Below are 26,156 nucleotides of genomic sequence, written 5' to 3'. Positions count from 1 at the left end.
AAAGAGCTACGTGCCGATACAGGCACCAGCCTAGCATGCCGAAAAACCGCGAGTGTTAATGAGCGGCCTCGATGATATTGCCGGCCGCGACGACGTCGCGGCCAGGTCAGTTGCTTCACGGTGGTACATCGCCGTCTCCATTGTCCCACATAGAGCAAAGCCAGGCTCGGCCGAATGGCGGCATAGGGCCGCATCGACGGCCGAAGACAGCACGATCAGCCGTTCGAATGCGGAATGGCTTGCCGGAATGGCCGCCGATCTGCCCAAAACGCGGACTTTGCAGAGTCTCCTGAGCAAAGCTCGTGCCGGGACATCGCAGCTCCAGATCAGTCCTCCCTTCATTAACCTCGATCTGCGGAAATGATCGCGTTTGGCCCTGCGATGCGACATCAGGCGAGAAAATTGCAGATGGAGCCACGTTAACCGTGGGAGCCTGGATATGACGACGGACAGAACCGTGAGCGAGCCGGTTGCCGCTACCGGGAGCGCCATGAACGCGACGGACGTCGCGATCGTCGGCGGCGGCCTTGCGGGATCGCTGGCGGCAGCCGTTCTTGCGCGGGCGGGGCATCGCGTTGCGCTGATCGACAAGCGCGCGGTCTATCCGGACGAATTCCGGGTCGAGAAAATCGGAGGCCAGCAGCTGGAGGCGTTCCGCAGGCTGGGCTTCATCCGTGGTCTCGAAAGCGCCGCCTGTCCATACGATCGCGTGCTCAACATCAGGGAAGGCAAGGTGGTCGATGTCAGCGTCGGTCAGGCGTATGGACTTCCCTATGCCGATCTCGTCGCCATGGCGCGCAGCCAGTTACCTGATCCATCCAGTCTGATCGTCGACGAGGTCACTGCGATCAGCTGTAGCGACGACGTCCAGCATCTCGAGCTTGCCTCCGGACGGCGCGTCACTGCGCGCCTCATCGTTCTGGCCACGGGCATGGCAGGAGTTCTCGGTTACAAACTCGGTATCAGGCGGCGCGTGCTGGCCGCGGGTCACTCGGTCTCGTTCGGCTTCACGATCGCCCGCCGTGATGGCGCGCCGTTCGATTTCAAGGCGCTGACCTGTTACGGCGAACGCACCGCTGATGGCGTCGACTACCTCAGCCTGTTTCCGGTGCGTGCGGGTATGAGAGCGAACCTCTTCATGTTCCGCGACCCGGCCGATCCGATCATGCGCGATCTGCGTCGCGAGACGGAAGCGACGGTTCTGCGCCTGCTGCCGGGATTGCAGACCTATCTCGGCGATTTTCGCGTGGTCGACGGGATACGGAACTGGGTGATGGACCTCTCCGTCGTCGAGGGGCACCTTCAGCCCGGTGTCGTGCTCATCGGTGATGCGTTCCAGACCAACTGTCCTGCCGCCGGCACCGGCGTTGCGCGCCTGCTGGTGGACGTCGAGCGTCTTTGCACCGAATATGCGCCGCGGTGGCTCATGACTCCCGGCATGAGCCGAGAGAAGATCTCCGAATTCTACGCCGATCGCGACAAGGTCGCGGCAGACCAGCAGTCACTGAAGATGGCGCGATTCCGCCAGGCCCTGACCTCGCGCGACGATATCGGCTGGGATCTACGGCGGCGGCTGCACTTCCTGCGGCGCAGTATCACCCATCGGGTCGATCAAATGCGGCCAGGCTGGCTCGCGCATGTCCGCAGCGCACTTCGTGCGTGAGTGCTGCGGCCGTCGGCGCCTCGCGCTCGTCAGCGTGTTGGCGTTGAGGTGCGGGTCGGCAGGAGCCTGAACTCCGACATGCGCTTGGCGGCCAGTTTGAGCCAGGGAGCCTGCTTCAGCGCGAACAACGCGACGGCGCCTGCGGTGCTGCCGGCCTGCGTGACCGCCCACATCGGCGATGGCTGCCCGCCGAACAGTTTCTTGTACGGCTCGTCACCTATGGTGAAGTCGAGCATCTGGTCCCCGCGCTCGATGCAATCCCTCGCCACTTGCTCGAACATCAGCGCACCCAGGGACTGGCTCTTGTATCCGGCAATGTCGAAGGCGCTCATGATGACGTGGAAGGTGTCGTGATGGCACAATCCCAGCACGGCGGCGATCACGTCGCCGTCCATCTTCATGGCATAAAGCCGCACAAAGGAGCCTAGGCCGCGAAGCGCCACCTCGGAATAGAAGTCGAAATATTCGGGGCGCTGGAGCAGGTCGCCGTCGCCTTGTGACTGAAATCGGGGGCCGCGAAATTTCCGCATCACCTCCAGCGCGTTGATGGTGGAAGCGGCCTCGTTGCAGCACGAGAAGCTCAATGCGCCCTTCTTCTGCAGCTGACGATACTTCTTCGCGAGCTCCTTCTGATAAGAGCGATCCATCGCACTGGCCCGCCACTGCTCGAACGGCGCGATGAGGACGGTCGCGTAGGCATTCGTGTCCATCGAGACGCGGCGGGGTGCAGCCAGCAGGTTCTCGATCGGAAGCCGTCCGTCGGGAAGCTTGGTCATGCGGAGCAGGTCGAACGGGTGGAGGAGGCCTGGAAGCTCCGCGCATGCGCTCTCGTCCGCGAGCAGTTGGGAGAATACTGTCGGGCTGCAAACCGGCGCCAAATAGTCGGAGACGCGGAGGTCGGCGAATTCCACTGTCCGTATCGGACCACGCCGGATCCGCAGCAGGGGCAGCACCATCGCAAGGGCACGCGTCGTGCGGTGACGGACCACGACAATCAGAGGGGTTGCCCCCGCATGAGACGCCAGCCTGGTGTAGAGGCTGTGCAGCCAGACTGGATGCTGGAACGCGGTGGCGGCGGAATTGTCGAACAGCTCTGCGTATTCCGGAGAGAGAAAGTCGAACGCCTGCTCGATGGCGATATCGAACGTGCTGCTGGATCTGTTCATGCGGAACCAAGGAAACCAGATAATTCGTGAAATTCGATCGAGCTCGATCCGCGCTTTATAGCAGGGTCGTTACGGGCGAGACACCGGCGGGGTGAGATTTGCATTAATGTGCCGTGCCGGGTCTCTTATCGTTACCAAATTCTTAAACGCCGGAATCGTGTGGGCTGGAAGCGCCGGAGATCGACCCGCGCTAGCAAATTATTAACCGCGCTTAAGGAAGGTCGGTTCATGGCCAGCCTGCAGACCGAGGTGGATTCCGGGGCACTCGAGAGCGCGTTCTGGGAGACGCGCAGTATTGGCGTTGAGAAGATCGCCAGAATTGCAATCAGTTGCTCGATCACCATCAACGTGGTCGCATCAATGGGCATCTTCAACGCCGCGCTCCTGCCGCCGGAACTGAGCTTTGTGCAACAGGCTGTGGCGCTCCTGATGTGGGGTGTCCTCATCTACGCAAGTGCATTCGTGCGCCCGCGCCTGCGCTTGCAGTTCAATCCAGATTTGATCGCGCTGCTCGCATTCTACACCTTCGCCGTCATCTCCGTGTTCTGGTCGAGCCTGAGCGCGGCAGCGCTCATGAAGAGCGCGGCGCTTGCCATGACGACCTTCGGCGCATTCTGTCTCATCACGCGCCTCGAGATGGACGAGATCGTGAAGGCCACGGCCCTTGGCCTGTTCATATTGGTCGCCGCATCGGCCTTCTGTGCGCTTGCTGTGCCCGATATCGGGATAGACCAAACCTGGATGCACAGCGGTCAATGGCAGGGCGTCTATGAATCGAAGCAGACGCTCGGCTTCGTCGGCGCGTATCTGATGTTTTTTGCCTGTTATCTTAAGATGAAGGGGCAGGGGTGGCCGACGTTCCTCGTCGTGTTTCTGCTGGCCTCAACCTGCGTCCTCGCGTCGGAATCGCGCGGTGCCGGTGCTGTTGCCCTGGCGGCCTGTGCACTGCTCGTGACCTCGATGTGGTCGGTCGGCTGCATGAGGGTCTATGCGGTCCTGCCGTTCGTCATGTGCATCCTGGCCGGGATCCTGTTTCTCTATTTTTACGTGACGGGCTATGACGCCATCCATGTCGGCGATGCGACCATCGATTTCACCGAGCGAACGTTCATCTGGCACTACGCCATCAGCCATTTCGACGATGCGCCGCTGCTCGGCTTCGGGATCAACGGTTTTTGGACGGTCCCGTCGATCTACGATTATTTCGAACAGAACCACGGCTGGGTGCTGGACAATTATCACAGCGGCTACATCGCGATCCTGATGGAAACAGGGTTTCTGGGATACATGCTTTTCGCTGCGAGCGTTGTTCTGTTCTCGAACAAGATTCTCGATCTGATTTCGACCAGATCCATCGATCGTTCGCACTGCGCTCTCATCATCGGATTTGTCGTGCTCAGCTTTCAGACCAATTTTACGGAGACGACATTCCTCCGTTCGACGATGTTCACGTCGGTGCTGCTCGTCTCATTCTTCTTTGCGACCTGCAGGCCGATGCCACAGGCCGACTTCCGGTCCTTGCAAATGGACGCAAGATGACCGTCATGCGCGCTCGGCGGCCGGGGAGCGTCATGCTGGCAGCAACGGCGCTCTTCGCTGCATCGCTCTTCTCCGCGGTCCACGGAGCCGAGCGGGCCAATTCCCGCGACCTGCCGAGACTCGGGCGCGGCATCAATATTCTCGGCTACGATGGAATCTGGGAAGGCGGCCAGAACGCGCCGTTCCGTCTGGACAATTTGACGACGATCAAGAAGGCCGGGTTCTCGCACGTCAGGATCAATTTCTTCGGCTTCAAGTTCATGAGCCCGGAGAACGTCATGGATGAGATCGTGCTGAGGCGGCTTGATGCCGTCATCGAGGCGGTCCTTGCGAGGGGCCTCATTCCTGTCGTCGACGAGCACGACACGCACATTTGCCAAAGCGACGTTGCCGGATGCACTGAGAAGCTCACGTCGTTCTGGAGGCAGATATCCGAGCGCTATGCCGGGAAGTACCCCACGCTCGTCTTCGAGGTTCTGAATGAGCCTGGTGGACACATGACGTCCACCAATTGGAATTCACTGCTCAACGAGTGTCTCGGCATCATCCGCCGCACCAACCCCGAGCGGCCGGTCATTGCCGCCGTTCTCAACACGGATGATATCCCTGTCGACGAGCTGGCTCTGCCGGCCGAGGACAGGAAGCTCATTGTCACGTTTCACTACTACGCGCCCATACGATTCACGCACCAGGGTGCACCGTGGTCTGCAACTTTCTCGAAAATCGGTCCCCTGGATTGGGGCACTCCGGATGACGAAGCAAAAGCCGCCGCCGATTTCAGGAAGATGAGTCTCTGGGCGGAGAGAGAGAAGCGCCCCATCTATCTCGGCGAATTCGGGGTGTACGAGCGCGCTCCGTCCGACAGTCGTTTGCGATACCTCTCCTTCATGGCGAGAAGCGCCGACAGGCTTGGCTGGTCATGGGCCTATTGGCAATTCGACCATGATTTTGCGGCCTTCGATAGCGCGCGTCAGGCGTGGAAGCCGGGCATCCTGCGCGCCTTGATCCCGCCGCCGCATTGAAGCGCCGGTCCCGGTTCCCACGCGTCATGCATCAGCGTCAGAAATGCGCAGCCAGGGCGCCGAGGCGCTTAAACGCCCGTTCTCGGGCAGCTTCAATCGATTGCCGCGGCCCGATGGTCGGCCCGATCGCGACGACACGGACATCGTTGATGCCAATGAAGCGCAGGATTTCCCGCAAGTAGGGCGTCGCCATGTCGATGCGGCCGCGGTTCATGCCGGTAGAAAAATCGCTGCCGCTGGCGAGGATCACCAGTGTCGGCCGATCCTTCAGCAGCGGGACATATCCCTGCGACGGATCGAAACGAAAGGTGAGCCCGGGCTGGACGATGATATCGATGAACTGCTTCAGCTTGTAGGGGATGCCGAAATTCCACATCGGCGTTGAGATCAACACGCGATCGGCGAGTGAAAAGCGCAGCGCCATGCGCTCGGCATCGGCAAAACTGTCGCGTTGAGGATCGCTGAAGCGATGGCCGTTCATGCGCGCGTATTTGGCTTCGAGGATGGGGCCAGCGAACTCAGGCATCCGCTCGCGCCAGAGATCCATGACGTCGATGTCCCAATCGGGATGGGCCTGACGAAAGTGCTCAATGAAGACTAGCGCGCCGGCACTCGATTCCGAGTCGGGGCGGGGCGAGCAGGAGAGGTGCAGGAGCTTCGGCACCGCGCGTCATCCCAGCGCCCTGATGACCGTATCCGCCCTGGTCACGACCGCGACGTTCTGCATGGCAAAGTTGATCGAGGCGTTGTGCCAGTCGGCGTTCATGGTCGAGCAGCAATCCTCGGGCACGATCATGAAATAGCCCTTGTCGGCGCCGGTGCGCGCGGTGTGTTCGACCGACATATTGGTCCAGGCACCGGTATTGATGATCATGTCGCGCCCCGTCGCTTTCAGGATCGTCTCCAGCCGCGTGCCCTCCCACGCGCTCATGCGCATCTTCTCGACGACGAAGTCGCCGGGCCGCGGCTCGAGGCCGGACACTGGCGCCGCCCCCCAGCTTCCGCGCACCATCGCCTTGCTGTCGACGAGGCCTTCGAACAATGGCGCATTCAGCGTGACGCCGGGCGCGCCGGGTTCGACGATGAACCAGACGTGGATGATGGCGACGCCGCGGGCACGCGCGGCCTCGGCGAGGCGGCGGACGTTGTCCACCACGTGCTGCTGGCGCGCATGCCCGGGGGCGCCGGACTCGGCGAAGGCGCCGCCGTCCATGATGACGTCGTTCTGGAGATCCTGGATGATCATCGCGCAACGCTGGGGATCGAGCCGCATCTCGCCCTCGGCGAGGATGGGTGCCGCTGGCGCGGAGCTTGGCGTCACGCCGCCGCCGCTTCGCCGGCCGCTCATATAGGGCTCATGCCGCGGGCCGACCTTGGTCGGGATCGCATAGACCGAATGGGTCGAGGTCAGATACAGGGTGCGGAAGTCTGGACCGCCCCAGGCGAGGTTGGCGACGAGCTCGGGCACGCGGACCTTGCCGAGCAGCTCGCCGCGCGACGAATAGACCCAGACGCCGCCGGGCGCGGTGACCCAGACATTGCCGTGCTGGTCGCATTTCATGCCGTCGGGCACGCCCGGCTCGAGCTCGGAGCGGATGCCGCTCGCGAACACGCGCGCGTTCGACAGTGAGCCGTCACTGTCGACGTCAAAGACGCGGATCAGCGCCTGCACGGTGTCGTTGACATAGAGCAGCTTCTCGTCCGGCGAGAAGCACAGTCCGTTCGGCTGATCGAACAGATTACGGTCGACGACGAGCTTCGACTCGCCGCCGGGCACGACGCGATAGACGCCCTGAAAGCCGAGCTGGCGTGGCCGTTCGACGCCATAGACCGGCATGCGGCCATACCAGGGATCGGAGAAATAGATCGCGCCGGAGGAGTGGACGCAGACGTCGTTCGGGCTATTGAGCTCCTGTCCCCCAAAGTGCGAAGCCAGCACCTCCCGCCGCCCGTCCGGCCGCTCGCGGACCAGCGACGACGTCGCATGCTCGCAGACGATGAGGTTGAGCTCGGCATCGTAGGTCATGCCGTTGCATTTGTTCGCGGGACGCTTGACCTCCACGACACCACGCCGCGCATCCCAGCGCCGTCGCACGTCGCCCGGCATATCCGAGAACAGCAGGTAATGATCGATCGGATGCCAGACCGGTCCTTCCGTGAAGTCGAAGCCGGTGCCGACTTGCGCGACGGGCGCGTACGGGTCGATCAGGGTTTCGAATTCGGAGCGCAAGGTGACGTGCGTCATCGGTCGATATCCTCAGGTCACGTCAAGCCGGGAACCAGTTGCGTGCTGGCAAGGACTGCACGATCGGGCCGGGGACCTGGTCGTGCAGCCGTCCGACGACATTGCCGCCTTCGATCTTGGCGGGGCGATCGTGCACCGGCAGCAGATAACGCGAATTGCTGAGCAGCTTCTTGATCGCCGCCTTCTCCGCACGCTTACTGGTGCCGTGGTTGCCGGTGGTGCGCGGCTCCCAATCATGGATCTCGTTGAAGGGCGTGACGATCTGGTCGTTGAAGTCGTAGATCACGTCGCCACAAATGGTGGCGATGCCGTCGGCGGTGTGAACGATGATGTTCATGGAGCCCTCGGTGTGGGCGTTGGCGGCATCGCAATAGACGCCAGGCATCAACTCGATCGGGCCGGTGACTTCGAGATCCAGAAAGCGCAGCGCGCTCTTGGTGTGCAAGCGGTCGATCAGGTGCTTGATGTCGGGTGCCGGATATTGCGGATGCATCAGGCCGGAGACGGAATATTCAAGCTCCCTGCGGTTGAGGACGACGGTCGTGTTCATTGGAAACAGATCGTCCTTGCCGGCATGGTCGATATGCAGGTGGGTGTGGCAGACGAAGCGGACGTCGCCCATGCGCACGCCGTGGCGGGCAAGCTGGTTCTCGATCATGTTTTCATGATATTGCAGGCCGCGCATGCCCAGCGTTTCCATGATCTGGTTGGAGCGATAGCCGGTGTCGACCACGACCGGATAGGGACCGCCGAGGATCAGGAAGCCCAGGGTGAGGACGCGGCGGGTGCGGCCGCAATCGCGGCCGAGCACCAGGAAGCTGGATTCCAGCTCGATGTCGCCATAGTCCAGGATCTTGATCTCCAGCGCCATTCGTTGCCTCCCTCATCTGTTTCTTGTCTGTCAAAGCCGATAAACGCGCGCCGCGGTGGTCCTGAAGATCGCGTCCTGCTGCGCCGGGCTCAACGGCGCGGCCGCCGCGCGAAACGCGTCGACGAGCTCGCGATAGCTGGTCCACAATTTCTCGATCGGGAAATTGGAGCCGAACAGGCAGCGCTCGGCGCCGAAGATCGCAACGGTATCGGCGAGCACGGCGGCGATGTGCGCGGGATCGTTGCGATGGATGAAGGTGCCGAGGCCGGAGAGCTTTGAGACCACGTTCGGGCAGGTCGCAAGGCGCGCCACGCCGGCGCGCCAGGCGGCGCGGCCTGCCGGCGAGAGATCCTCCAACATGCCGGCATGCTGAAGGATGAAGGTTACCTCCGGACAAGCTTTGGCCAGCTCCGCTGCCTCCGGCATCTGGGGCGTGAACACCTGCAAATCAAAGCTCCAGCCATAGTCGGCGAGATGCGCGATGTTGCGACGGATCAATGGATCGGCGCAGAGATCGGGGCGGGCCGCAAAGCGGTAGAGCGGGTTCTCGTGCCAATGCAGCTGCATGCGGACGCCGCGCACGAGCGGATAGCGCTTGAGGCGATCGAGCTGGGGACGGACGTCCTCGACGGCAAAATTGGCATAGGCGACGATCGCATGCGGCCGGCCGTGGTCGTCGGCGGTCTGCTGCACCCAGGCGGCCTCGTCCTCGAAGCGGTCGTTGGCCCAGTTGGTCTGAACATAGACCGAGCGGGTGACGTTGCTGCCCTTGAGGTCGTCGAGATATTCCTGGATCGGATAGTCGCGCCGGATCGGTTCATAGGGACCGAAGATGCGCGGTTGCATGGGGCCAGTCAGCCAGGGCAGGTCGGCCTGCCGCCAGATGTGATGATGGCCGTCGATAATTTCGGTCACGCCGCTCTCCTTCGTCCCAATGCCAGAATGTGCGCGACGATCGACGCGCTCGAACCGCCATCGACGAGGTCATCGACGAAGCGCTCGATGGCCATGAGCGCTTCCGTCTGCGGGCTGAAGGCCGGGCTCGTGGCAAGCGGCGTCAGCCAGCTCAGGCGCCAGGCCCGCCGCGACAATTTAGCGACGGCGTCGCGAAGTGCGTCACCTTCGCCGCGCTCGAGCCCGTCGGAGACGATCACTACGGCGGCGCCGCGCGCATAGCCGCCGAACCGTGGCACGGCGAGGAAGGCTTGCAGTGCGTCGCCGATGCGGGTGCCGCCGTCCCAATCGCTGACGAGGTGGGCGGCCGCGTTCAACGCCTGCTCGCGACGCTTCAGCCGCAACGGACGGGTGACGCGCGTCAGCCGCGTGCCGAAGGTGAAGACCTCGACATTGGGCGCCGCCTGCACCAGCGCATGCGCGAGCTTCATGTTCTCTTCGGTGCGGCTCTTCATCGAGCCGGAGACGTCGATCAGCAGTAGTATTTTGCGTGGGCGCTGCCGCCGCTTGAGGTGACCGAGCCGCAGGATCTCGCCGTCGCTACGGACAGTATCGCGCAACGTGCGGCGAAGGTCGGCAAACGGTCCGCGGCGGGCGCGCATGCGCCGGTGACCACGTCGTCGCGGTAGACGTCGTGGTGCTTCGCGCGCCAGGCGGCGTAACGCGTCCGTGGTCGAACTCACCCCAAAACGGCGCTCGACCAGGGCCTCGGTCCGGGTCGCGGTGAGGCCGGATTCGCTCGCCTCATCGGAGAGCAGGGGCTCCTCGTCGCCGCGGCCCTCTTCCTGGAGCCGGACTGTCTCATCGTCCTCGCCCTCGTCATCGCGCACAATCGTCTCGCTGCCGCGGAAGTGCAGGTCGAACAGCCGGTCGAAGGTGGCACGACGTTCGGGCGGCGGAGCCAGCGTCGCCAGTGCAGCTTGTCGGATATCCTCGATGCTATCAGGGCCGAGCAGCTCGATAGCTGCCAGGAACGTCGCGGTCTGCTCCGGCGCTACGGCAAAGCCGTTCGCGCGCAGCAGCGGGACGAAGGCGACGAAGACGCGGGCGGCGCGCGGGAGCTGCGGCTCGGTGCTCATGCGGTCGCCTCCGCGAGCATAGCGTCGAGCCGCGGCGAGATGAAATGCAGGTCTTCCTCGTCCTTCAGCGCGACGCCGATCGAGCGCTTGAACGCATCCGGCCAGCGCGCGCCGCCTTTGTGAAGTAGCGTCGCGGCCTCGGCCCAGTCCACGGCTTCCGCGATCCCGGGGGCTTTGCTGAGCGGCTCGCGCCGCAGCCTTTCGACGGCTGCAACGACGGCGCGCGCCGTGGCCTCGGCAACGCTCGAGGCGCGCATCATGATGATGCGTGCTTCGCGCTCCGCGGTCGGATAGTGGATCCAGTGATAGACGCAGCGGCGGCGCAGGGCTTCATGCAGATCGCGGGTCCGGTTCGATGTCAGCACGACCACGGGGCGCTCCGCCGCGCGCACCGTGCCGCGCTCGGGAATCGAGATCTGAAAGTCGGAGAGGAATTCGAGCAGGAAGGCCTCGAACTCCTGGTCGGCGCGGTCGATTTCGTCGATCAGCAGTACGGTGGAATCGGGCGCGCGGAGCGCCGCCAGCATCGGCCGCTCGATCAGGAATGTCTCGCCGTAGATGTCGATGCTCTCGTCGCCGGCCTGGCGGATCGCCAGCATCTGACGCGGGTAGTTCCACTCGTAGAGCGCGGCAGAGGCGTCGATGCCCTCGTAGCATTGCAGGCGGATGAGGCGGCGGCCGAGCACGGCAGCGATGGCCTTTGCAGCCTCTGTCTTGCCGACGCCCGGCGCACCCTCGAGCAGCAGCGGCTTGCCTAGCGCGAGCCCGAGATAGGCGGCTGTGGCAAGGCCCTCGTCGGCAAGGTAATAGGCCGCGCGCAGCGCCTTCTCCAGTGCCTCCGGGCTGTCGATGCCGACGATGTTGCTGCGAACCGCCACGACGATACCTCTAGCGCCGCGCCTGCGGCCGTGCGCCGCCCTGGGCCTTGATCGCGCGCAGCACCTTCTCGGGCGTGATCGGCAGATCGTCGATGCGCACGCCGACTGCGTTGAAGATCGCATTCGCCACGGCCGGCAGCACCGGGTTGGCGCACATCTCGCCGGGGCCCTTGGCGCCGAAGGGACCATCGGGAGCAGGGCGTTCCAGCACCGCGATATCGTGCGGGCAGATATCGCCGGGGCCTGGCATGAGATATTCGACGAAGTCGCGCGGGCCGTGAGCGGGGTCGGGATAGTAAGGCTCCGGCGTCTCGTAGAGCGCGTGGCTGACGCCCATCCAGGCGCCGCCGACCAGCTGCTGCTCGACGAGCCGCGGGTTGAGCGCACGGCCGAGCTCGTAGGCGGAGTCCATCCGGACCATCGCGACCTCGCCGGTCTCGTCGTCGACCTCGACTTCGGCGACGAGGCAGGCATGGGCATAACACGTTGCCGGTGACATCTCTCCGGTTTCGGGGTCGACGTCGGACAGCGGGACCAGGAAGATGCCGCGACCCGAAATGGTCTTGCCCTGCTTGAACTGCGCGGCGATCGCGACATCCTTGGTCGAGATCGAGCGATGCGGCGCGCCTTTGACGTGGATGTTGCCGCGCCCGTCAGTCTCGAGGTCGGCCGCATTGACTTCCAACTCCTCGGCCGCCGCCTCCATCATCACGCCGCGCGCTTCGCGGGCGGCGGCCATCACGGCGTTGCCGACGCGATGGGTGCCGCGCGAGGCGAACGAGCCCATGCAATGCGGCCCGGTGTCGGAGTCCGCCGTGTCGACATAGACGTCCTCGACGGGTACGCCGAGCGTCTCGGCGCAGATCTGCCGCGTCACCGATTTCATGCCCTGGCCGAGATCGATCGACGACAAGGCCACCGTGAACTTGCCGCTAGGATTGGAATGAACCAGCGCCTGGCTGGGATCGCCGCCGAGATTCATGCCGATGGGATAGTTGATCGATGCCATGCCGCGCCCGCGATGCCTGGTCATTAGCGCCTCCTGGTACCGAAGACGGAGGAGAAGCGGGTGGCGCCGTGCGACGGTGACGCCGGGCGCGGCGGAGGAGGTGGCGGTGCTGGCGGAGGTGGTTCGCGCGGCGGCTCTCTTGTCGCGGTCACGGGCGCGCGGTCATAGGTCGTGCGCTGCTGCGCGGGCGCGGCGGGCCGCGCGCGCGGCTCCGTCGGCGTCGGCGGGATCGCGGCGCGGCTGCCGCCGCCATCCTTGCGGGAGGAGGCGCGCCTGAACTCGTCACGGATCGGCCACTTGGCCTTTTCGGCGGCGACCTGAACGCATTCGATCAGCGCCGTGTTTTTGGCCTCGCGCCGATGTGCCTTCATGTCGCCGTCGCGATAGGCGTTCAGAATCCGGAACTCCATCGGGTCCATGCCGACGAGGTTTGCGAGCTTGTCCATCTGGCACTCGATGGCGAAGTCCATCGCGGTGACGCCGAAGCCCCGCATAGCAGTCGCCGGCGTGCGGTTAGTGAAGACGCAGTAGACGTCGCCATAAACGTTCGGGATGGTGTAGGGACCTGGCAGATGCGCGGCGCATTTCACCGCGGCGTAGCTGGAGAGCCGCGTGTAGGCACCGCTGTCGAAATAGGCACGGATCTTGCGCGCCACGATGCGGCCGTCGCGCATCACCCCATCCTTGATGTAGATGCGCTCGGCGCCGCGCGGCGGGCCGTATTGCATCTCTTCCTCGCGCCCGAACACGTAGCGGACGGGCCGCCCGGTCAGCATCGCGCCGAGAATGGCGAGCGGCTCGGTCAAGGTATCCACCTTGCCGCCGAAGCCGCCGCCGACGGTGCCGCCGATGAAGTGGAAGGTGTTGGACCGCACGTCCAAAATCTTGGCGCAGGTATCGACCGAGAAGAACAGCGCCTGGGTCGAGGTGTAGACGACGTAGCGGCCGTTGGTGTCGGGCGCCGCAATCGCGCCATTGGTCTCGGTCGGCGCGTGCTCGATCGGCGACATCTGGTAGCGCTGTTCGAGCACGTGGTCGGCGCTCGCGAGCGCCGCATCGGCATCGCCGAACCGCAGGCGCTGGTGATCGTAGACGTCGTGATAGATGAAGGCGTTCTTCGGATAGGTCTCGTTGACGACGGGTGCGCCCGGCTTCAGCGCATCCTCGACGTCGAACACGGTCGGCAGCGGCTCGTAGTCGATCCTGACCTTTGCGATGGCCTCGAAAGCCTCCCGCTCGCTGTCGGCGACGATGGCGAGGATCGGCTCGCCCTTGTAGCGGACCTTGTCGACGGCCAGCGACGGCTCGTCGTCCTTGCCGAAATTGATCAGGCTCAGCAGCGTGTTGAGATTGACCGGCACGTCAGTGCCGCGAATGATCCGGCGCACGCCGGCCGAGCGTTCTGCGTCCGTGGTATCGATGCGGCGCAGCCTTGCATGGGCCTGGGTCGAGCGAACGACCTTGAGGTGCAGCATGCCCTGGAGCTTATGATCGCCAAAATAGCTCGACGTGCCCGTGATGTGGCCGAGCATGTCCTGGCGCTGCGTGCCCTTGCCGATCTCCTTGAGATTGTCGTCGCGCTCGTCGGCGAAGATGTCCTTGCGTAGTTCCAGCATGGTCTGACCTCAGGCGCTGGCCCGGCCGCCCGCGGCGGCGAGGATGGCATTAATGATCGGCTCGTAGCCGGTGCAGCGGCAGATGTTGCCGGAGATCGCCTCGATCACGTCGGCCCGGCTCGGGGAGGGATTGCGGTCGAGCAGCGCCTTTGCGGCCATCAGCATGCCCGGCGTGCAATAGCCGCATTGAGCGGCAAAATTGTCGGCAAAGGCGCGCTGGAGCGGGTGCAGGTTCGGGCCCTGCTTGAGGCCGTCCAGCGTTTCGACGGAGCGGCCGGCGACGGTCTCGGCGAGCGTCAGACAGGAGAGGTGGATTTCTCCGTCGATCAGTACGCTGCAGGTGCCGCAGCCGCCCTGGCCGCAACCGAATTTCGGGGTCATGTCGCCGATCAGCTCGCGTAGGGCGACCAGCAGGTTGGTGCCGCCATCGACGAAGATGGCGACGTCGCGGCCGTTGTGACGAAATTGCAGAGGCGTCTTGGACATGGTGATCCCAGTCTATTCCTGGCCGGACAGCAAACGGCGGAGATGGACGCCGACGATCTGGCGGCGATACCAGGCGCTGCCGAGCGCGTTGTCGGCGGGCGATGTTCCCTCGACTGCGACAGAGGCGGCTGCATTGATGTTCGTGGCATCGAGCGTGCGTCCTTCGAGGGCACGCTCCGCAGCCTTGGCGCGGATCTGGGTCGGCGCCATCGAACCGAGCGCAATGCGAGCACCGGCAATGCGCCCGCCGCTGACCGGCAGGTGTGCGGCCAGCGTGATGACCGAGCCGCCTTTCGGCTTGATGCGGGCCACCTTGCGGTAGCGAAAGGCCTCAGCGCTGGCCGGCCGGGTGCAGGAGACCGAGAGCACTAAGGCGCCGGATTGCCGCTCGCGCGATTGCAGGAACTCCTCGATCGCGATGTCGCGGGCGCCGAAGCCGCCTTGCACGGCGACCGTGGCGTCGAGCGCCAGCAGCGCCACGGTGAAATCGCCGTAGGGGTTTGGCGCGAACAGATTGCCGCCGACGGTGCCCATGTTGCGCACGGCAGGGCTTCCGATCGAACGGGCGGGCGCGTGCAAGAAAGCAAGATCGCGCTCGCCGAGAATTCTCGCGAACGTGACGCCGGCGCCGAGCGTGATGCGTGGTCCGGACGCATCGATCCGGGTCAGCGCCTGGTCGCTGGCGCGGACAATGGTCGAGATCGAGACGTCGCCCTCGTTGAGCGCCCGCATCACCAGCGTGCCGCCGCCGAGGTAGCGCGCGCTGCGATCCGAGGATATTGCCCCGGCCGCTTCGCCGGCGCTGGCAAAGGTCTTTACGGTCACAGCCATTGCTAGGCGGCCTCCTTCAGATGGCGGCGGATCGCCTCGAATCCCGCCTGGTAGATGTCTTCCGCGACCATGTGGGTGATGCGGTCCTTGTCCTCGGGCTTCGTGGTGAAGCGCGATTCCCAATGCCAGAAAGTGCGGTCGCCATCAGTCACCGGCAGCAGGCGGACATGGGCGACGTAATTGAAGATCGGGATCGGAGTATCGAGCAGGCAATAACTGAAGGTCTGTTCGAGGTCGGACAGCGCCAGCAACTGTTCGCGCAGCTCGGAGCCGTCTTTGAGCTTGAAGCGCCTGACGCAGCCGATCTTGTCGGAAGCCTGAGCGCGTTCGATCGAGGAGGTCGCAACCGCCGGATGCCAGCGGTCGTGCCCGTTGAAGTCGCGCAGCACGCTCCACACCGCATCAGTCGGTGCGCTCAGGATCGTGCTTTTGACGATATGCGGCACGGCTAGCCTCCGAACACGCGCTTCAAGGCGTCGAAGCCGCCCTGGAACACGCCGCCGCCGATGTTGCTGACGAGCTCGGTCTCGCGCTCCGGCGCGCAGTCGAACTCGGCGGTCCATTCCACAAAAGTCTGGTCGCCGTCGGTGACGGGCGTCAGCCGCAGGGTCGCGACGTAGTTCTCGACACCCATCGGGGATTCCAGGATCGAGTAGGTGCAGAACATGTCGTAATCGGAGAGGCCCAGGAGCTTCTCGCGGATGCGGTCGCCATTGCGCAGGCGGAAATCTCTGACGCAGCCGATCTTGTCGGCGGGCTCGCCGGCCTCGATCCGGCTTTCGGCGATGGCCGGATGCCAGTTCGGCAGACCGTTGAAATCGCGCACCCGCGCCCAGACGCGGTCGTTGCGGGCGTTGACGACGGTTGAGACGTAGACGCGGGCCATGGTTCGGACCTCAGCTCTTCTTTCTCGGCCCGCGCTCGGCCGGCGGCTCACCGCCTTCGGCCGCAGGCGGGGCGGTCGCCGGCTTGTCGCCGCCACCGCTCTTGCGCGCGGAATCCTTGATGCCCTGCATGTCGCGGGCCTCGCGGATCAGGCCCGGCATCTTTGCAAGACTGCCGCCCTCGACGCCGATGTCCGACAAGATCGAGTCGATCAGCGGCGCCTGGACGCGGTAGCGCAGCGCCGAATCGATCACCTCGTCGGTGGCGCTGCGGCCGCCATTGCCATTTCCGTGTCCGTTGCCGTTGAGACCGTCGACCTGGAGGATACGGATGCCCTCGATCTTCTCCATCGGCTTGACGCTCTCACGCACGATGCCCTCGATGCGGTCGAGCAGTTTTCTGCGGAACAGCGAGTAGCGCGCCTGGTCGGTGAGCACGTTCTCGGCCTCGTTGAGCATGCGCTGCGCCTCGGCCTCGACCGCGGCGCGCACGCGCTCGGCTTCTGCGGCGATCCGGGTCTCCTCGGCCTGCTTCTCGGCGAGCAGCACTTCGACGGTCTTGCGGCGTTTTGCGATCTCGCTCTCGCGCGCGGTGACCACGCGCTCGGCGGCTTCAGTCGCCCGCATGCGCGCTTCCTCGGCGGCAGCGCGAGCCGCCGACTCCTCCAGCGACTTCTGATGGATGGCGATGGCCTTTTCCATCAGGACCGTCTCGACGTCCTTTTCGCGATTGACTTCGAGCTTGCGCAGCTCGCGCTCGCGGCCGATTCGGGCTTCGTCGAGGCCGCGATCCGACGCGATGCGGGCGCGCTCGACCTCCTCGCGGGAGGCGATTTCGGCTTCCTGCAAGGATTGCACGCGAGCGACCTCGAGCTGCTCGATGGCGCGCCGCCGCTCGATACGGGCGGCTTCCAGCGCCTGCTCGCGCGAGACGTCGGTGGTCTCGACCTCCTTGCGCGCGACGATCTCGGCCTGACGGACCTGGCGGTCGGCGTCGATCCGCTCGGACTTCTTGGTGGACAGCGCGATGACGCGGTCCTCATCGGCGATCTCGATCGCCTTCTTCTGCTCGATGTTGAGCACCTCGCGCTTCTTGGAGGAATTGATGCGTTCGGCCTCGAGCGCCAGATCGACCGTGATACGCTGGCGTTCGATGGCGTCACGCCGCTTCAGCTCGGCCGCTTCCAAGACGCCGGTCCGTTCGATCTCCAGCGCGCGGGTGTCGCGTTCGGCCTGGATGCGCTCGGCCGCAACCGCCTTCTCCTGGGCGATACGGGCTGCCTCGATCGCCTCGCGCGAGGCGATATCGGCCTCCTCGACGGCGCGGTTGCGGGCGATCTCCAGCGAGCGCACGCGCTCCTCCTGCGCGATCCGCGTCGCCTCGGTGGTCTCGCGCGCGGCGATGCCGGCGACGTCCAACGCCTGGTTGCGCTCGATCTCCAGCTGCCGCGTGTTCTGCTCGGCGGCGATGCGCTCGGCGGCGAGCGTCCGCTCGCGCGCGATGCGGGCGGCTTCGACCGCGCGCTGGGCTTCGATCTCGGCCTCCTGGATGGTGCGCACCTGCTGGATCTCGAGCGCGCGGGTGCGTTCGTCCGAGGAGATGCGCTCGACATTGACCGTCATGGTCTGGGCGATGCGGGCCTTTTCCGTCGCCTCGCGCGCGGCGATCTCGGCCTCGTCCACGGCACGCGTGCGCTCGATTTCGCGGCGCCTGGTCTCTTCCTCGTTGGCGATGCGGGCATCGGTGACGACGCGGTCCTGCTGGATCCGCGCCTTCTCGATCGCTTCGCGCGCGGCGATCTCGGCTTCCTCGACCGTGCGCATCCGCTCGATCTCGCGCTGGCGGACTTCGCGCTCCGAAGCGATGCGGCTGGTGTCGATCGAGCGCTGGTTGGCGATCCGGGTCTTCTCGATCTCCTCGCGTGCCAGCAGCTCCTTCTCCTCGATGGTGCGGGTCCGTTCGATCTCCTTCTGCCGGGTCTCGCGCTCGGAGGCGATGCGGGCCTCGGCGATCGCCTGGTCATTGGCGATGCGGGCGCGCTCGATGGCTTCGCGGGCGGAAATCTGCGCCTGTTCCGCCTCGGTCTCGCGGAGCGCGCGTTCGCGGGCAACCTCCGTGCGCTGGAGAGCGCGGCGCATCTCGATGTCGCGCTCCTGCTCGAGGCGTGCGGTCTCGCTCTCGCGCTCGATCTCGAGCGCCTGTCGCTCGGCTTCCAGATTGCGCGAGCGGATCTTGATCATCGAATCCTGCTCGATGTCGTTGCGCAGCTTTCGCTTGGCCTCGATATCCTCCATCAGGCGGGTCAGGCCTTCGGCGTCGAACCGGTTCGAGGGATTGAAGAACTCCAGGTCGGTCTGATCGAGATCGGTGATCGCGACCGATTCCAGCTCGAGGCCGTTCTGGGCGAGGGCCTCGGCGGCATTGGTCTTGACGCGGGCGACATAGTCGCCGCGCCGCTCGTGCATTTCCTCCATGGTCATTTCGGAGGCGACCGAGCGGATCGCGGAAATGAACTTGCCGGCCAGCAGCGCATGGAGCTGCTCGGGCTCCATGGTGCGGCGGCCGAGCGTCGCGGCCGCAATCGAGACCGCTTCGCGGGTCGGTTGCACCCGAACGTAGAAGTCGGCCTCGATGTCGACGCGCATACGGTCGCGGGTAATCACGGCGTCCTGCCTGGAGCGGACGATGCCCATCGGCAGCACGTTCATGTTCACGGGCGTATAATCGTGGATGAACGGCAGCACGAAGGCGCCGCCATTGATCACCACGCGTTCGCCGAGGAAGCCGGTCCGGACGAACGAAATCTCCTTGGAGGAGCGGTGGTAGAGCCAGTTCACGATGTAGACGCCAACCACGATCACGACGATCGCGACGATCAGCCAGAGGATCAATTCACCGACCAATATCCCCGACATCTTTTCCTCCCTCGTACCTTCGGCGTTACCGCGCGCCGATCGCCTTGAATTGACGCACCTGTTCCGTCAGCGCCCGCTCCACGGGCAGTCGCTCCATCGAGGAGGCGCCGTAGAAGCCGTGGCAATGACGGGTGTTCTTCATGATGAAATCGGCGTCGGCGGGATCCGCGATCGGGCCGCCATGAGCCAGCACCAGGATGTCCGGATTGATGCTGAGCGCAGCGGACGCCCAGGTGTCGATCTGCGCGGGACAGTCCTTGAGCTTTGGCGCGGTCTGCGCACCGATGGCGCCGCCGGTCGTCAGGCCCATGTGACAGACGATGATGTCGGCGCCGGCGATCGCCATCGCGGCGGCCTCCTTCTCGCTGAACACGTAGGGGGTGGTCAGCATGTCCTTGTCGTGCGCCTTGGCGATCATGTCGATCTCCAGCGCATAGGACATGCCGGTCTCTTCGAGATTGGCGCGGAACGTGCCGTCGATCAGGCCGACGGTCGGAAAGTTCTGGACGCCGGCAAACCCGAGCGCTTTCAACTGGTCGAGAAACAAGTCCATGTCGCGGAATGGATCGGTGCCGTTGACGCCCGCCAGCACCGGCGTTCTCGCGACCACGGGCAGCACTTCGTTCGCCATTTCGAGCACGATGGCGTTGGCATCGCCGTAAGCCATCAGACCCGCGAGCGAGCCGCGGCCGGCCATGCGATAGCGGCCGGAATTGTAGATGACGATGAGATCGACGCCGCCGGCTTCCTCGCACTTGGCTGACAGACCGGTGCCGGCGCCGCCGCCGACGATCGGCTCACCGCGCCTTGCCATGTCGCGAAAGGTCTTCAGGAGCGCTGCGCGTTCAAACCTCGCCATCGGTCACCTCGCTACTCTTCGGCGCGCCCCGGCGCGGCCGAACAGGGGCCGGAACGCACCGACAATGGCGGCGGCGAACTCGGGATCGTTGATGTTCTTCGGCACGCGAATGAGCTTACGGTTGCCGGTCTGGCGCACCGTGCGCTCCAGCGTGCGGAACAGCGCCGCATCGGCGTCCGGATCCCAGAATGGCTGGCCGCGCGCGTCGAGTGCGGACACGCCGCCCTCGGGCAGGAAGAAGCGCACGGGGCCGTCCATCTGGTTGAGCCGCTCGCCGATCCAGCGGCCCATGCGCTCGTTCTCTTCGGCGGTCGTCCGCATCAACGTCACTTGCGGATTGTGGACGTGAAACTTGCGGCCGCGGTAACGTTCGGGAATGGTCTCGGGCGCGCCGAAATTGACCATATCGAGCGCGCCGACCGAGCCGACATAGGGCAGCCGGCTGCGGATGATGGCGCCAAAGCGGTCTTCCGTCGCGGGAAACACGCCGCCCATGAGCAGATCGCAGATCTCGGTGGTTGTGAGGTCGATGACCCCGGCGAGCTGCCCGGAGTCGACGAGCTTCTCCATGGAGCGACCGCCGACCCCGGTGGCATGGAAGACGAGACATTCGAAATCGTCGCGCAGCTCCGCTGCGATCCTCTGCACCGCGGGCGTGGTGACGCCGAACATGGTGATACCGACCGAGGGCAGGCCGCCGGCCTCGCGCGCCGTTGCGGCGCGCGCATCGAGCCGCGCCTTGACCATGCCGGCGAGCGCATTGGCACCGTTGGCCAGCACCGCCCGCGAGATCGAGTTCAGCCCCTGCACGTCGGTGACCGAGTACATCATCGTGATGTCGGCGGGGCCGACATAGGGCCCGACATCGCCCGAGGCGATGGAGGAGATGATCAGCTTGGGCACGCCGACGGGAAGCGCGCGCATGCTCGGGGCGACGAGCGACGCCGCGCCGGAGCCGCCGGCCGAGATCACGCCGGCGACATTGCCCTGGCGCCGCAGCCAGTTGGCGAAGGCATCAGCCATCGCGGTCACGGCGGCCCCGCGATCGGGACCGAACACCGCCGCGCCGCCGCGGCCGTGGTTGAGGGCGATCTCCTGCGCGGAGACATCGCAGCTGGAGTGTTTCCCGCTGGTCGAAACATCGACCAGCCGGGTGCGCAGGCCGCTTTCCGCCATGATGTCGCGGATGAAGCGCAGCTCCTGGCCTTTGGTGTCGAGCGTGCCGACGACCAGCACCATAGGTGGGCCGGAGGCCTGCGCCGCCAGCGGCTCGCGCTTGCGCCGCGCCGTCTCGTCAAGCCGCGCGATTTTTGTCGAGAGTGTGCGCGCTGCGGCCTGGATGCGGGCGATCGGAACCGGTTGCGACCATCGGGTCGGGAGCGTCGGGTTGGAGATGTAGATGCGGATCGGTCCGTCGCGGCGTGGCGGCGGTGCCGGCTTGGGATCGTCAGCGGACGTGCCGACGTCGACATCCGGCTCGAGCTCGGCGTGGAGCCCGACGCCGAGCAGGCGTTGCTGGAGCTCGCGGTCGGCGGCGAGGCGGGCGGAGTCGATGATGCGGTTGATGCGGCCGTTGACCATGATCGCAACGTTGCGCGAGATCGCGGTGGCGACGCCGATATTCTGCTCGATCACGAGCACGGACATGTCGCCGTCCTCTCCTAACCGCAGCAGCATCTCCTCGACCTGCGCCACGATGACGGGCGCGAGGCCTTCGGTCGGCTCGTCCATGATGAGGAGATGCGGATTGGTGAGCAGCGCGCGCGAGATGGCCAGCATCTGCTGCTCGCCGCCGGAGAGCTGGCCGCCGCCGTGATCCTTGCGCTCGGCCAAACGCGGGAAGGTGTCGTAGATGCGATCGACAGTCCAGGCGCCGGGCCGCAGGCCGCCGGCCAGCCGCAAGTGCTCGTCGACGCTGAGCGAGCGCCAGAGACGGCGTCCTTGCGGCACATAGCCGACGCCGAGCCGGGCGATCTGCGCCGGTGCCCGCCGCGTGATGTCCTCGCCGCGAACGCGGATCGAGCCGCCGCTCACGCCCACCAGACCCATGATCGCCTTGCACAGCGTGGTCTTGCCCATGCCATTGCGGCCGACGACGGAGAACACGCCGCTCTCCAGGGTGAGGTCGACGCCTTGCAGGGCATGCGAGTGGCCATAGTAGACATCGAGGCCGCGGACCTCGAGCGCGGCCTTGCTGCGGCGGACCTCATTCATGGCCGCCTCCGAGATAGAGCTCCTGCACCTCGGGATCGGATTGGATCTCCTGCGGCAGGCCTTCTTTGAAGATGCGGCCGTTGTGCATCATCGTGACGCTTTCGACGACGCGTAAGGCGACGTCCATGTCGTGCTCGATGATGATGTAGCCGATATGCGCCGGCAGCGAGGTCAGGATCTCGATCAGCTCGGCCCGTTCGGTCGGCGACAGGCCCGCCGCCGGCTCGTCGAACAGGACGAAGCGCGGTGCGCCCGCGAGCGCGAGCGCGATCTCGAGCTGGCGCTGCTGGCCGTGCGCGAGTTCGGCCACGCGCTGGTCCTTCACGGCGGCCAGATGGACGGCCTGCACGAGATTGTCCGCCGCATGCATCAGGGCATCGTTCTGCCCCGGGCGCAGGAACGAGAAGCGCCCGCGCGAGACGCCGCGACAGGCGAGATAGACGTTGTCCTGCACGGTGAGGCCGGGGAACAGCGCTGAGATCTGATAGGTCCGCCGCAGCCCGCGCCGGATGCGTTCATAGGGCGGGAAGTGCGTGACGTCCTCGCCGAAGAAGCGGATGGTGCCGGAGGAGGGCGGGAAGTCGCCCGTGATGCAATTGAACAGCGTGGTCTTGCCGGCGCCGTTCGAACCGAGCACCGCGCGCCGCTCGCCCGGGCGCACGGTGATGGTGACGTCGGTCAGCGCTGCCAGCGCGCCGAACAGGCGCGTCACGCCACGCAGCTCCAGCGCGGCGCCGGCACCCACGGCGGAGAGGCGCTGGGCGACGCTATCCATGGCGGCGCCCTCCGCCGGAACGGTCCGCGCCGCGGCGCTGACGGTTGCGCCAGCGCTGCCATAGGCCGATGACGCCGTCCGAGGACCAAAACACGATGGCGAGGAAACCGAGCCCGATCAGCAGGCGGAAGCGGTTGCCGTCGAGCCCAAGCCTGACCAGGAAGTCGAGCGCGAAGGTCCGTAGCAGCACGAAGATCAGCGCGCCGATGAAAGGCCCGATCGGGCGCGTGATGCCGCCGACGACGGCAATGATCAGCACGTCGATGCAGGCGCCGACGCTGACCGAGCCCGGCGAGATCTGCCGGTAATTCCAGACCTGGAGCACGCCGGCCAGCGCGGCCACGAAGGAGGCGAAGGCGTAGGCCGCAACGCGGTGCGCATTGACGTTGAAGCCGAGCGCAGCCATGCGCCGCGGATTGTCACGCACCCCCTGAAGGGCAAGGCCGAAGGGAGCGCGGGAGAGATATTCGACTGCAAAATAGCAGAGCGCGGCGACCGCGAGCACGACGTAATAGAAGGGAATGTCGGCGCGCCAGTTCACGCCCCAGAAGTGCGGAGTGGCCACGGTGTTGATGCCGGTATGGCCGTTGAAGATCGCCCAGTTCTGGTTGGTGAAATAGTAGAAGGCAGCGCCGATCGCGAGCGTGATCATGATGGTGTAGATGCCCTCGGTGCGGACCGCGAGCGCGCCGCCGAGCGTGCCGAAGGCGGTCGCCAGCGCCAGCGCCATCGGGACCGCGAGCCACCACGGCCAGCCCAGGCTGATATTGGCATTGCCGCTGACGCCGAACACGGCGACCATGTAGGCCGCGAATCCCGCAATGGTGAGCTGCATCAGGCTGACCATGCCGCCATAGCCGGCGAGGAACATCAGGCTCAGCGCCATGGTGCCAAGGATCAAGGTGGAGGCGAAGATCTCGATCAGGAAGAAGCCGTTGGCGATCAGCGGCATGATCAGGAGAATGACCGCGACGATCCAGGCCGCGGGATTGTTGACCTCCGGCCATGTCCGCGCCGGGCGCTGCGCCATCGTGGCGGGGCGTACGGCAACACGGGCATCGTGGGCGAGCGACATCTCAGCGCCTCGCCAATAGGCCTTGCGGCCGGATGGCCAGCACCAGCACCATGATCAGGAAGGTCACGACGATGGCGTAGGTTGGGATGTAGACCGAGCCGAGCTGTTCGGCGAGGCCGATGATCAGTGCGCCGAGCGCGGCGCCGGGGATCGAGCCCATGCCGCCGACGATCACGACGACGAGGGAAGCCAGCAGGAAGCGGATGTCCTCGCCGGGCGACAATGACTGGAAGGTGCCGCCGACCACGCCGGCGATGCCGGCAAGTCCTGCGCCGAAGGCGAACACCAGCACGAAGACGAGCTGGATGCGCACGCCGGTCGCGGCAAGGATATCGCGATCATCGACGCCGGCGCGGATGATCATGCCGATCCGGGTGCGGTTGAGCGCGAGCCACATGGCTACGCCGATGATCACGGAAGCGGCGAAGATCACGAGCCGCACCAGTGGATATCTGAGATAGACCGGCTCGCCCGAGGATTTGATCGCAGTGATCAGTGGCAGCTCCACCGGGCCGATCAGCCAGTTCGGCGTCTGGATCTGATAGAAGTCGCCGCCGCAGGCCCACAGCATCAGATCGGCGAACACGATCGAAAGCCCGATCGTCACCATGGTCTGCCTGAGATCCTGTCCCTCCATCCGGCGGAACACGATCACCTGGAGCAGGACGCCGACCAGGGCAGTCAGGATGAAGGCGACGATGAAGCTGAGGATCCAGGAGTCGGTCGAGGCGCTGATGGCGTAGCCGACATAGCCGCCGAAAAGATAGAGCGAGCCGTGCGCGAGATTGACGTTGCGCATCAGGCCGAAGATCAGCGTGAAGCCGCTGGCGACGAGGAAGTAGAGCCCTCCGAGCGTGATGCCGTTGAAGACGGCGTTGAGGAAGACACGCTTGCGGCCGATGGCCTCTTCGAGGCCCGGCGGCCAGACCGCGAAGATCAGCCAGAGCCCGAGGGCAATGGCAATGATTGCGATCAGCGCCCAGGCGGGATGGCGTTCGACAAAGCGGCTCATGTGCGCCGCCCGTTCGCCCAGGCGGCACGCCGAAGGCTCATCGAGTGTAGGTCAGACAGCCTCGCAGCGGCTGCGTACCTCGCCATGGGCGAACGTCCTCCCTGGACTCGCAATCCTCTAGCGGGATCGCGTTGCCCACATCCTAGCCGGGCTGCGAGGAGGACGTTTGATCGTGAGTATCTTTTCGCGCAGAGCTCAGGCGCGCAAAACCTTGGCCGCGCGACGATAATCGGTCGGAGCCATCCCGACATTGGCGGCGAAGAAGCGGGTGAAGCCGCTTTGCGAGGAGAAGCCGAGATCGAAGCCGATATCGGCAATAGGCGCCTCGCTCGCCACCAGCGCTTCGAGCGCCTGTTCCATGATCAGCGTGTTGAGATAGAGGTTCGGCGTGACGCCGGTCTGGACCCGGAACAGCCGTAGAAATGCGGCCGAGACAGACCGGATTCCCGCGCGATCGTATCCAGCTCCATCTCGGCTCCGGGACTCTCCGACATCAGCCTGATGCATTTGCGCACACGGAAGTCGGTCACGGCACCATTGGCGCGCGCATCGCGCGCGATCTCAGCTTGCTGCCAGCTTTCGTCGTAGCAGATGTCGATCAGCCGCCGCAGCTCGGAATCGAGGCTGGAAAGCGATGGTGCGCCGCACACGAGCGCGGCGGTCCGCCTGATGTGCTTGTCGAGCGCAGGCGTGCGCCTGAACTGGGTGCGGCCGAAACGCATGCGGTCGGAGCCGGATGCATCCGGCGCAAACCATTCGGCATTGACGTACAGCACGAAGAAGATCGCGCCGCCGTCGAGATCGGCCGGCAGGAAGTTATGCGGCTCCCATGGATTGACGGCGACCACGGAGGATTCGGTGAGATCATAATGCCCGTTGGAGACATCGATGCATGCCGGCATGCCGCCGACATGGAAGATCAGATGACCTTCACGATGGGCGTGAATATTGAAAGGGCGGTTCAACTGATAAACCGTCGCCCGGCCGAAGCGGCCGTGGAAGACGGCGAGCGCACGGCTCATGCCTTCCCCTCCCGAATGTTCTTGTCTTTTCGGCCAGCGT

At 65.1% G+C, this 26,156-nt stretch carries 23 protein-coding genes and 1 pseudogene; 4 read left to right on the top strand and 20 right to left on the bottom strand.

Annotated elements, in window-relative coordinates:
- Positions 1–58: 58 nt before the first annotated feature.
- Positions 59–364, top strand: a complete 306-nt coding sequence (locus BLV07_RS17160) for a hypothetical protein (protein ID WP_091887647.1) — start codon at positions 59–61, stop codon at positions 362–364.
- A 75-nt stretch (positions 365–439) separates the two neighbouring features.
- Entirely contained in the window at positions 440–1,663 is a 1,224-nt protein-coding gene (locus BLV07_RS17155; protein WP_091887646.1) for an FAD-dependent oxidoreductase, read from the top strand.
- A gap of 29 nt (positions 1,664–1,692) precedes the next feature.
- On the opposite strand, the gene BLV07_RS17150 is transcribed toward BLV07_RS17155, so the two are convergent.
- Entirely contained in the window at positions 1,693–2,829 is a 1,137-nt protein-coding gene (locus BLV07_RS17150; RefSeq protein ID WP_091887644.1) for a GNAT family N-acetyltransferase, read from the bottom strand.
- 228 nt (positions 2,830–3,057) lie between these two features.
- On the opposite strand from BLV07_RS17150, the gene BLV07_RS17145 reads away from it, so the two are divergent.
- Positions 3,058–4,368 carry an O-antigen ligase family protein gene (locus BLV07_RS17145; protein WP_091887642.1) on the top strand — a complete coding sequence of 437 codons (1,311 nt, stop codon included), beginning with the start codon at positions 3,058–3,060 and terminating at the stop codon, positions 4,366–4,368.
- On the top strand, positions 4,365–5,390 hold the full coding sequence (locus BLV07_RS17140) for a glycoside hydrolase family 5 protein (RefSeq protein ID WP_091887640.1): 1,026 nt from the start codon (positions 4,365–4,367) through the stop codon (positions 5,388–5,390). Before BLV07_RS17145 ends, BLV07_RS17140 begins: the two co-directional genes overlap by 4 nt.
- A 37-nt stretch (positions 5,391–5,427) precedes the next feature.
- Here the strand turns inward: BLV07_RS17140 and BLV07_RS17135 are convergent, their stop codons facing one another.
- The 19 genes and pseudogenes from BLV07_RS17135 to BLV07_RS17045 form a co-directional block, all read right to left on the bottom strand.
- Positions 5,428–6,054, bottom strand: a complete 627-nt coding sequence (locus BLV07_RS17135; RefSeq protein WP_091887638.1) for an FMN-dependent NADH-azoreductase — start codon at positions 6,052–6,054, stop codon at positions 5,428–5,430.
- Between the two features lie 6 nt (positions 6,055–6,060).
- Complete coding sequence (locus BLV07_RS17130; RefSeq protein WP_091887636.1) at positions 6,061–7,635, bottom strand: isochorismatase family protein; 1,575 nt, start codon at positions 7,633–7,635, stop codon at positions 6,061–6,063.
- 22 nt (positions 7,636–7,657) lie between these two features.
- Positions 7,658–8,506 carry an MBL fold metallo-hydrolase gene (locus BLV07_RS17125; protein WP_091887634.1) on the bottom strand — a complete coding sequence of 283 codons (849 nt, stop codon included), beginning with the start codon at positions 8,504–8,506 and terminating at the stop codon, positions 7,658–7,660.
- 30 nt (positions 8,507–8,536) lie between these two features.
- A complete protein-coding gene (locus tag BLV07_RS17120) occupies positions 8,537–9,421 on the bottom strand; it encodes an amidohydrolase family protein (protein WP_091887632.1) in 885 nt (294 codons plus the stop codon).
- A complete protein-coding gene (locus tag BLV07_RS17115) occupies positions 9,418–10,539 on the bottom strand; it encodes a vWA domain-containing protein (protein ID WP_091887630.1) in 1,122 nt (373 codons plus the stop codon). Before BLV07_RS17115 ends, BLV07_RS17120 begins: the two co-directional genes overlap by 4 nt.
- Positions 10,536–11,417: an AAA family ATPase gene (locus BLV07_RS17110; RefSeq protein ID WP_091887628.1), complete on the bottom strand. Its 882-nt coding sequence runs from the start codon at positions 11,415–11,417 to the stop codon at positions 10,536–10,538. Before BLV07_RS17110 ends, BLV07_RS17115 begins: the two co-directional genes overlap by 4 nt.
- Before the next feature lie 10 nt (positions 11,418–11,427).
- Positions 11,428–12,450, bottom strand: coding sequence for a xanthine dehydrogenase family protein molybdopterin-binding subunit (locus BLV07_RS17105; protein ID WP_091887626.1), 1,023 nt, complete (start codon positions 12,448–12,450; stop codon positions 11,428–11,430).
- The gene (locus tag BLV07_RS17100; RefSeq protein WP_091887624.1) at positions 12,450–14,042 is read right to left on the bottom strand and encodes a xanthine dehydrogenase family protein molybdopterin-binding subunit; all 1,593 of its coding nucleotides are present in this window, start codon (positions 14,040–14,042) and stop codon (positions 12,450–12,452) included. Before BLV07_RS17100 ends, BLV07_RS17105 begins: the two co-directional genes overlap by 1 nt.
- Positions 14,043–14,051: 9 nt before the next feature.
- Positions 14,052–14,528 carry a (2Fe-2S)-binding protein gene (locus tag BLV07_RS17095; protein WP_091887622.1) on the bottom strand — a complete coding sequence of 159 codons (477 nt, stop codon included), beginning with the start codon at positions 14,526–14,528 and terminating at the stop codon, positions 14,052–14,054.
- A gap of 12 nt (positions 14,529–14,540) precedes the next feature.
- Entirely contained in the window at positions 14,541–15,359 is an 819-nt protein-coding gene (locus tag BLV07_RS17090) for an FAD binding domain-containing protein (protein ID WP_091887620.1), read from the bottom strand.
- Positions 15,360–15,361: 2 nt separating this feature from the next.
- On the bottom strand, positions 15,362–15,805 hold the full coding sequence (locus tag BLV07_RS17085; RefSeq protein ID WP_091887618.1) for an SRPBCC family protein: 444 nt from the start codon (positions 15,803–15,805) through the stop codon (positions 15,362–15,364).
- 2 nt (positions 15,806–15,807) lie between these two features.
- Entirely contained in the window at positions 15,808–16,245 is a 438-nt protein-coding gene (locus BLV07_RS17080) for an SRPBCC family protein (protein ID WP_091887616.1), read from the bottom strand.
- Between the two features lie 10 nt (positions 16,246–16,255).
- Positions 16,256–19,159: a flotillin family protein gene (locus BLV07_RS17075; RefSeq protein ID WP_091887614.1), complete on the bottom strand. Its 2,904-nt coding sequence runs from the start codon at positions 19,157–19,159 to the stop codon at positions 16,256–16,258.
- A 25-nt stretch (positions 19,160–19,184) separates the two neighbouring features.
- Positions 19,185–20,018: a phosphoenolpyruvate hydrolase family protein gene (locus BLV07_RS17070; RefSeq protein ID WP_091887612.1), complete on the bottom strand. Its 834-nt coding sequence runs from the start codon at positions 20,016–20,018 to the stop codon at positions 19,185–19,187.
- Between the two features lie 3 nt (positions 20,019–20,021).
- Complete coding sequence (locus BLV07_RS17065; RefSeq protein WP_091887610.1) at positions 20,022–22,232, bottom strand: ABC transporter permease; 2,211 nt, start codon at positions 22,230–22,232, stop codon at positions 20,022–20,024.
- Complete coding sequence (locus BLV07_RS17060) at positions 22,225–23,007, bottom strand: ABC transporter ATP-binding protein (protein ID WP_091887608.1); 783 nt, start codon at positions 23,005–23,007, stop codon at positions 22,225–22,227. The genes BLV07_RS17065 and BLV07_RS17060 overlap by 8 nt, the downstream gene beginning before the upstream one ends.
- Positions 23,000–24,082 (bottom strand): branched-chain amino acid ABC transporter permease, encoded by a 1,083-nt coding sequence (locus BLV07_RS17055; RefSeq protein ID WP_091887606.1) that lies wholly within the window; start codon positions 24,080–24,082, stop codon positions 23,000–23,002. The genes BLV07_RS17060 and BLV07_RS17055 overlap by 8 nt, the downstream gene beginning before the upstream one ends.
- Before the next feature lies 1 nt (position 24,083).
- Positions 24,084–25,094 (bottom strand): branched-chain amino acid ABC transporter permease, encoded by a 1,011-nt coding sequence (locus tag BLV07_RS17050; RefSeq protein WP_091887604.1) that lies wholly within the window; start codon positions 25,092–25,094, stop codon positions 24,084–24,086.
- 195 nt (positions 25,095–25,289) lie between these two features.
- Positions 25,290–26,116 (bottom strand): annotated as a pseudogene (locus BLV07_RS17045) (helix-turn-helix domain-containing protein).
- Positions 26,117–26,156: the final 40 nt, after the last annotated feature.

The sequence above is a fragment of the Bradyrhizobium sp. Rc2d genome (assembly GCF_900099855.1).
Lineage (GTDB): Bacteria > Pseudomonadota > Alphaproteobacteria > Rhizobiales > Xanthobacteraceae > Bradyrhizobium.
The sequence above is the reverse complement of the archived record's forward strand: the minus strand, read 5'-3'. Positions and strand labels throughout refer to the sequence as shown.

Bases quoted from the DNA above. Each gene is read 5' to 3' on its own strand.
- BLV07_RS17160 (WP_091887647.1), top strand. From the start codon at position 59: ATGAGCGGCCTCGATGATATTGCCGGCCGCGACGACGTCGCGGCCAGG.
- BLV07_RS17155 (WP_091887646.1), top strand. From the start codon at position 440: ATGACGACGGACAGAACCGTGAGCGAGCCGGTTGCCGCTACCGGGAGC.
- BLV07_RS17150 (WP_091887644.1), bottom strand. From the start codon at position 2,829: ATGAACAGATCCAGCAGCACGTTCGATATCGCCATCGAGCAGGCGTTC.
- BLV07_RS17145 (WP_091887642.1), top strand. From the start codon at position 3,058: ATGGCCAGCCTGCAGACCGAGGTGGATTCCGGGGCACTCGAGAGCGCG.
- BLV07_RS17140 (WP_091887640.1), top strand. From the start codon at position 4,365: ATGACCGTCATGCGCGCTCGGCGGCCGGGGAGCGTCATGCTGGCAGCA.
- BLV07_RS17130 (WP_091887636.1), bottom strand. From the start codon at position 7,635: ATGACGCACGTCACCTTGCGCTCCGAATTCGAAACCCTGATCGACCCG.
- BLV07_RS17125 (WP_091887634.1), bottom strand. From the start codon at position 8,506: ATGGCGCTGGAGATCAAGATCCTGGACTATGGCGACATCGAGCTGGAA.
- BLV07_RS17115 (WP_091887630.1), bottom strand. From the start codon at position 10,539: ATGAGCACCGAGCCGCAGCTCCCGCGCGCCGCCCGCGTCTTCGTCGCC.
- BLV07_RS17105 (WP_091887626.1), bottom strand. From the start codon at position 12,450: ATGACCAGGCATCGCGGGCGCGGCATGGCATCGATCAACTATCCCATC.
- BLV07_RS17100 (WP_091887624.1), bottom strand. From the start codon at position 14,042: ATGCTGGAACTACGCAAGGACATCTTCGCCGACGAGCGCGACGACAAT.
- BLV07_RS17095 (WP_091887622.1), bottom strand. From the start codon at position 14,528: ATGTCCAAGACGCCTCTGCAATTTCGTCACAACGGCCGCGACGTCGCC.
- BLV07_RS17090 (WP_091887620.1), bottom strand. From the start codon at position 15,359: ATGGCTGTGACCGTAAAGACCTTTGCCAGCGCCGGCGAAGCGGCCGGG.
- BLV07_RS17080 (WP_091887616.1), bottom strand. From the start codon at position 16,245: ATGGCCCGCGTCTACGTCTCAACCGTCGTCAACGCCCGCAACGACCGC.
- BLV07_RS17075 (WP_091887614.1), bottom strand. From the start codon at position 19,159: ATGTCGGGGATATTGGTCGGTGAATTGATCCTCTGGCTGATCGTCGCG.
- BLV07_RS17070 (WP_091887612.1), bottom strand. From the start codon at position 20,018: ATGGCGAGGTTTGAACGCGCAGCGCTCCTGAAGACCTTTCGCGACATG.
- BLV07_RS17065 (WP_091887610.1), bottom strand. From the start codon at position 22,232: ATGAATGAGGTCCGCCGCAGCAAGGCCGCGCTCGAGGTCCGCGGCCTC.
- BLV07_RS17060 (WP_091887608.1), bottom strand. From the start codon at position 23,007: ATGGATAGCGTCGCCCAGCGCCTCTCCGCCGTGGGTGCCGGCGCCGCG.
- BLV07_RS17055 (WP_091887606.1), bottom strand. From the start codon at position 24,082: ATGTCGCTCGCCCACGATGCCCGTGTTGCCGTACGCCCCGCCACGATG.
- BLV07_RS17050 (WP_091887604.1), bottom strand. From the start codon at position 25,094: ATGAGCCGCTTTGTCGAACGCCATCCCGCCTGGGCGCTGATCGCAATC.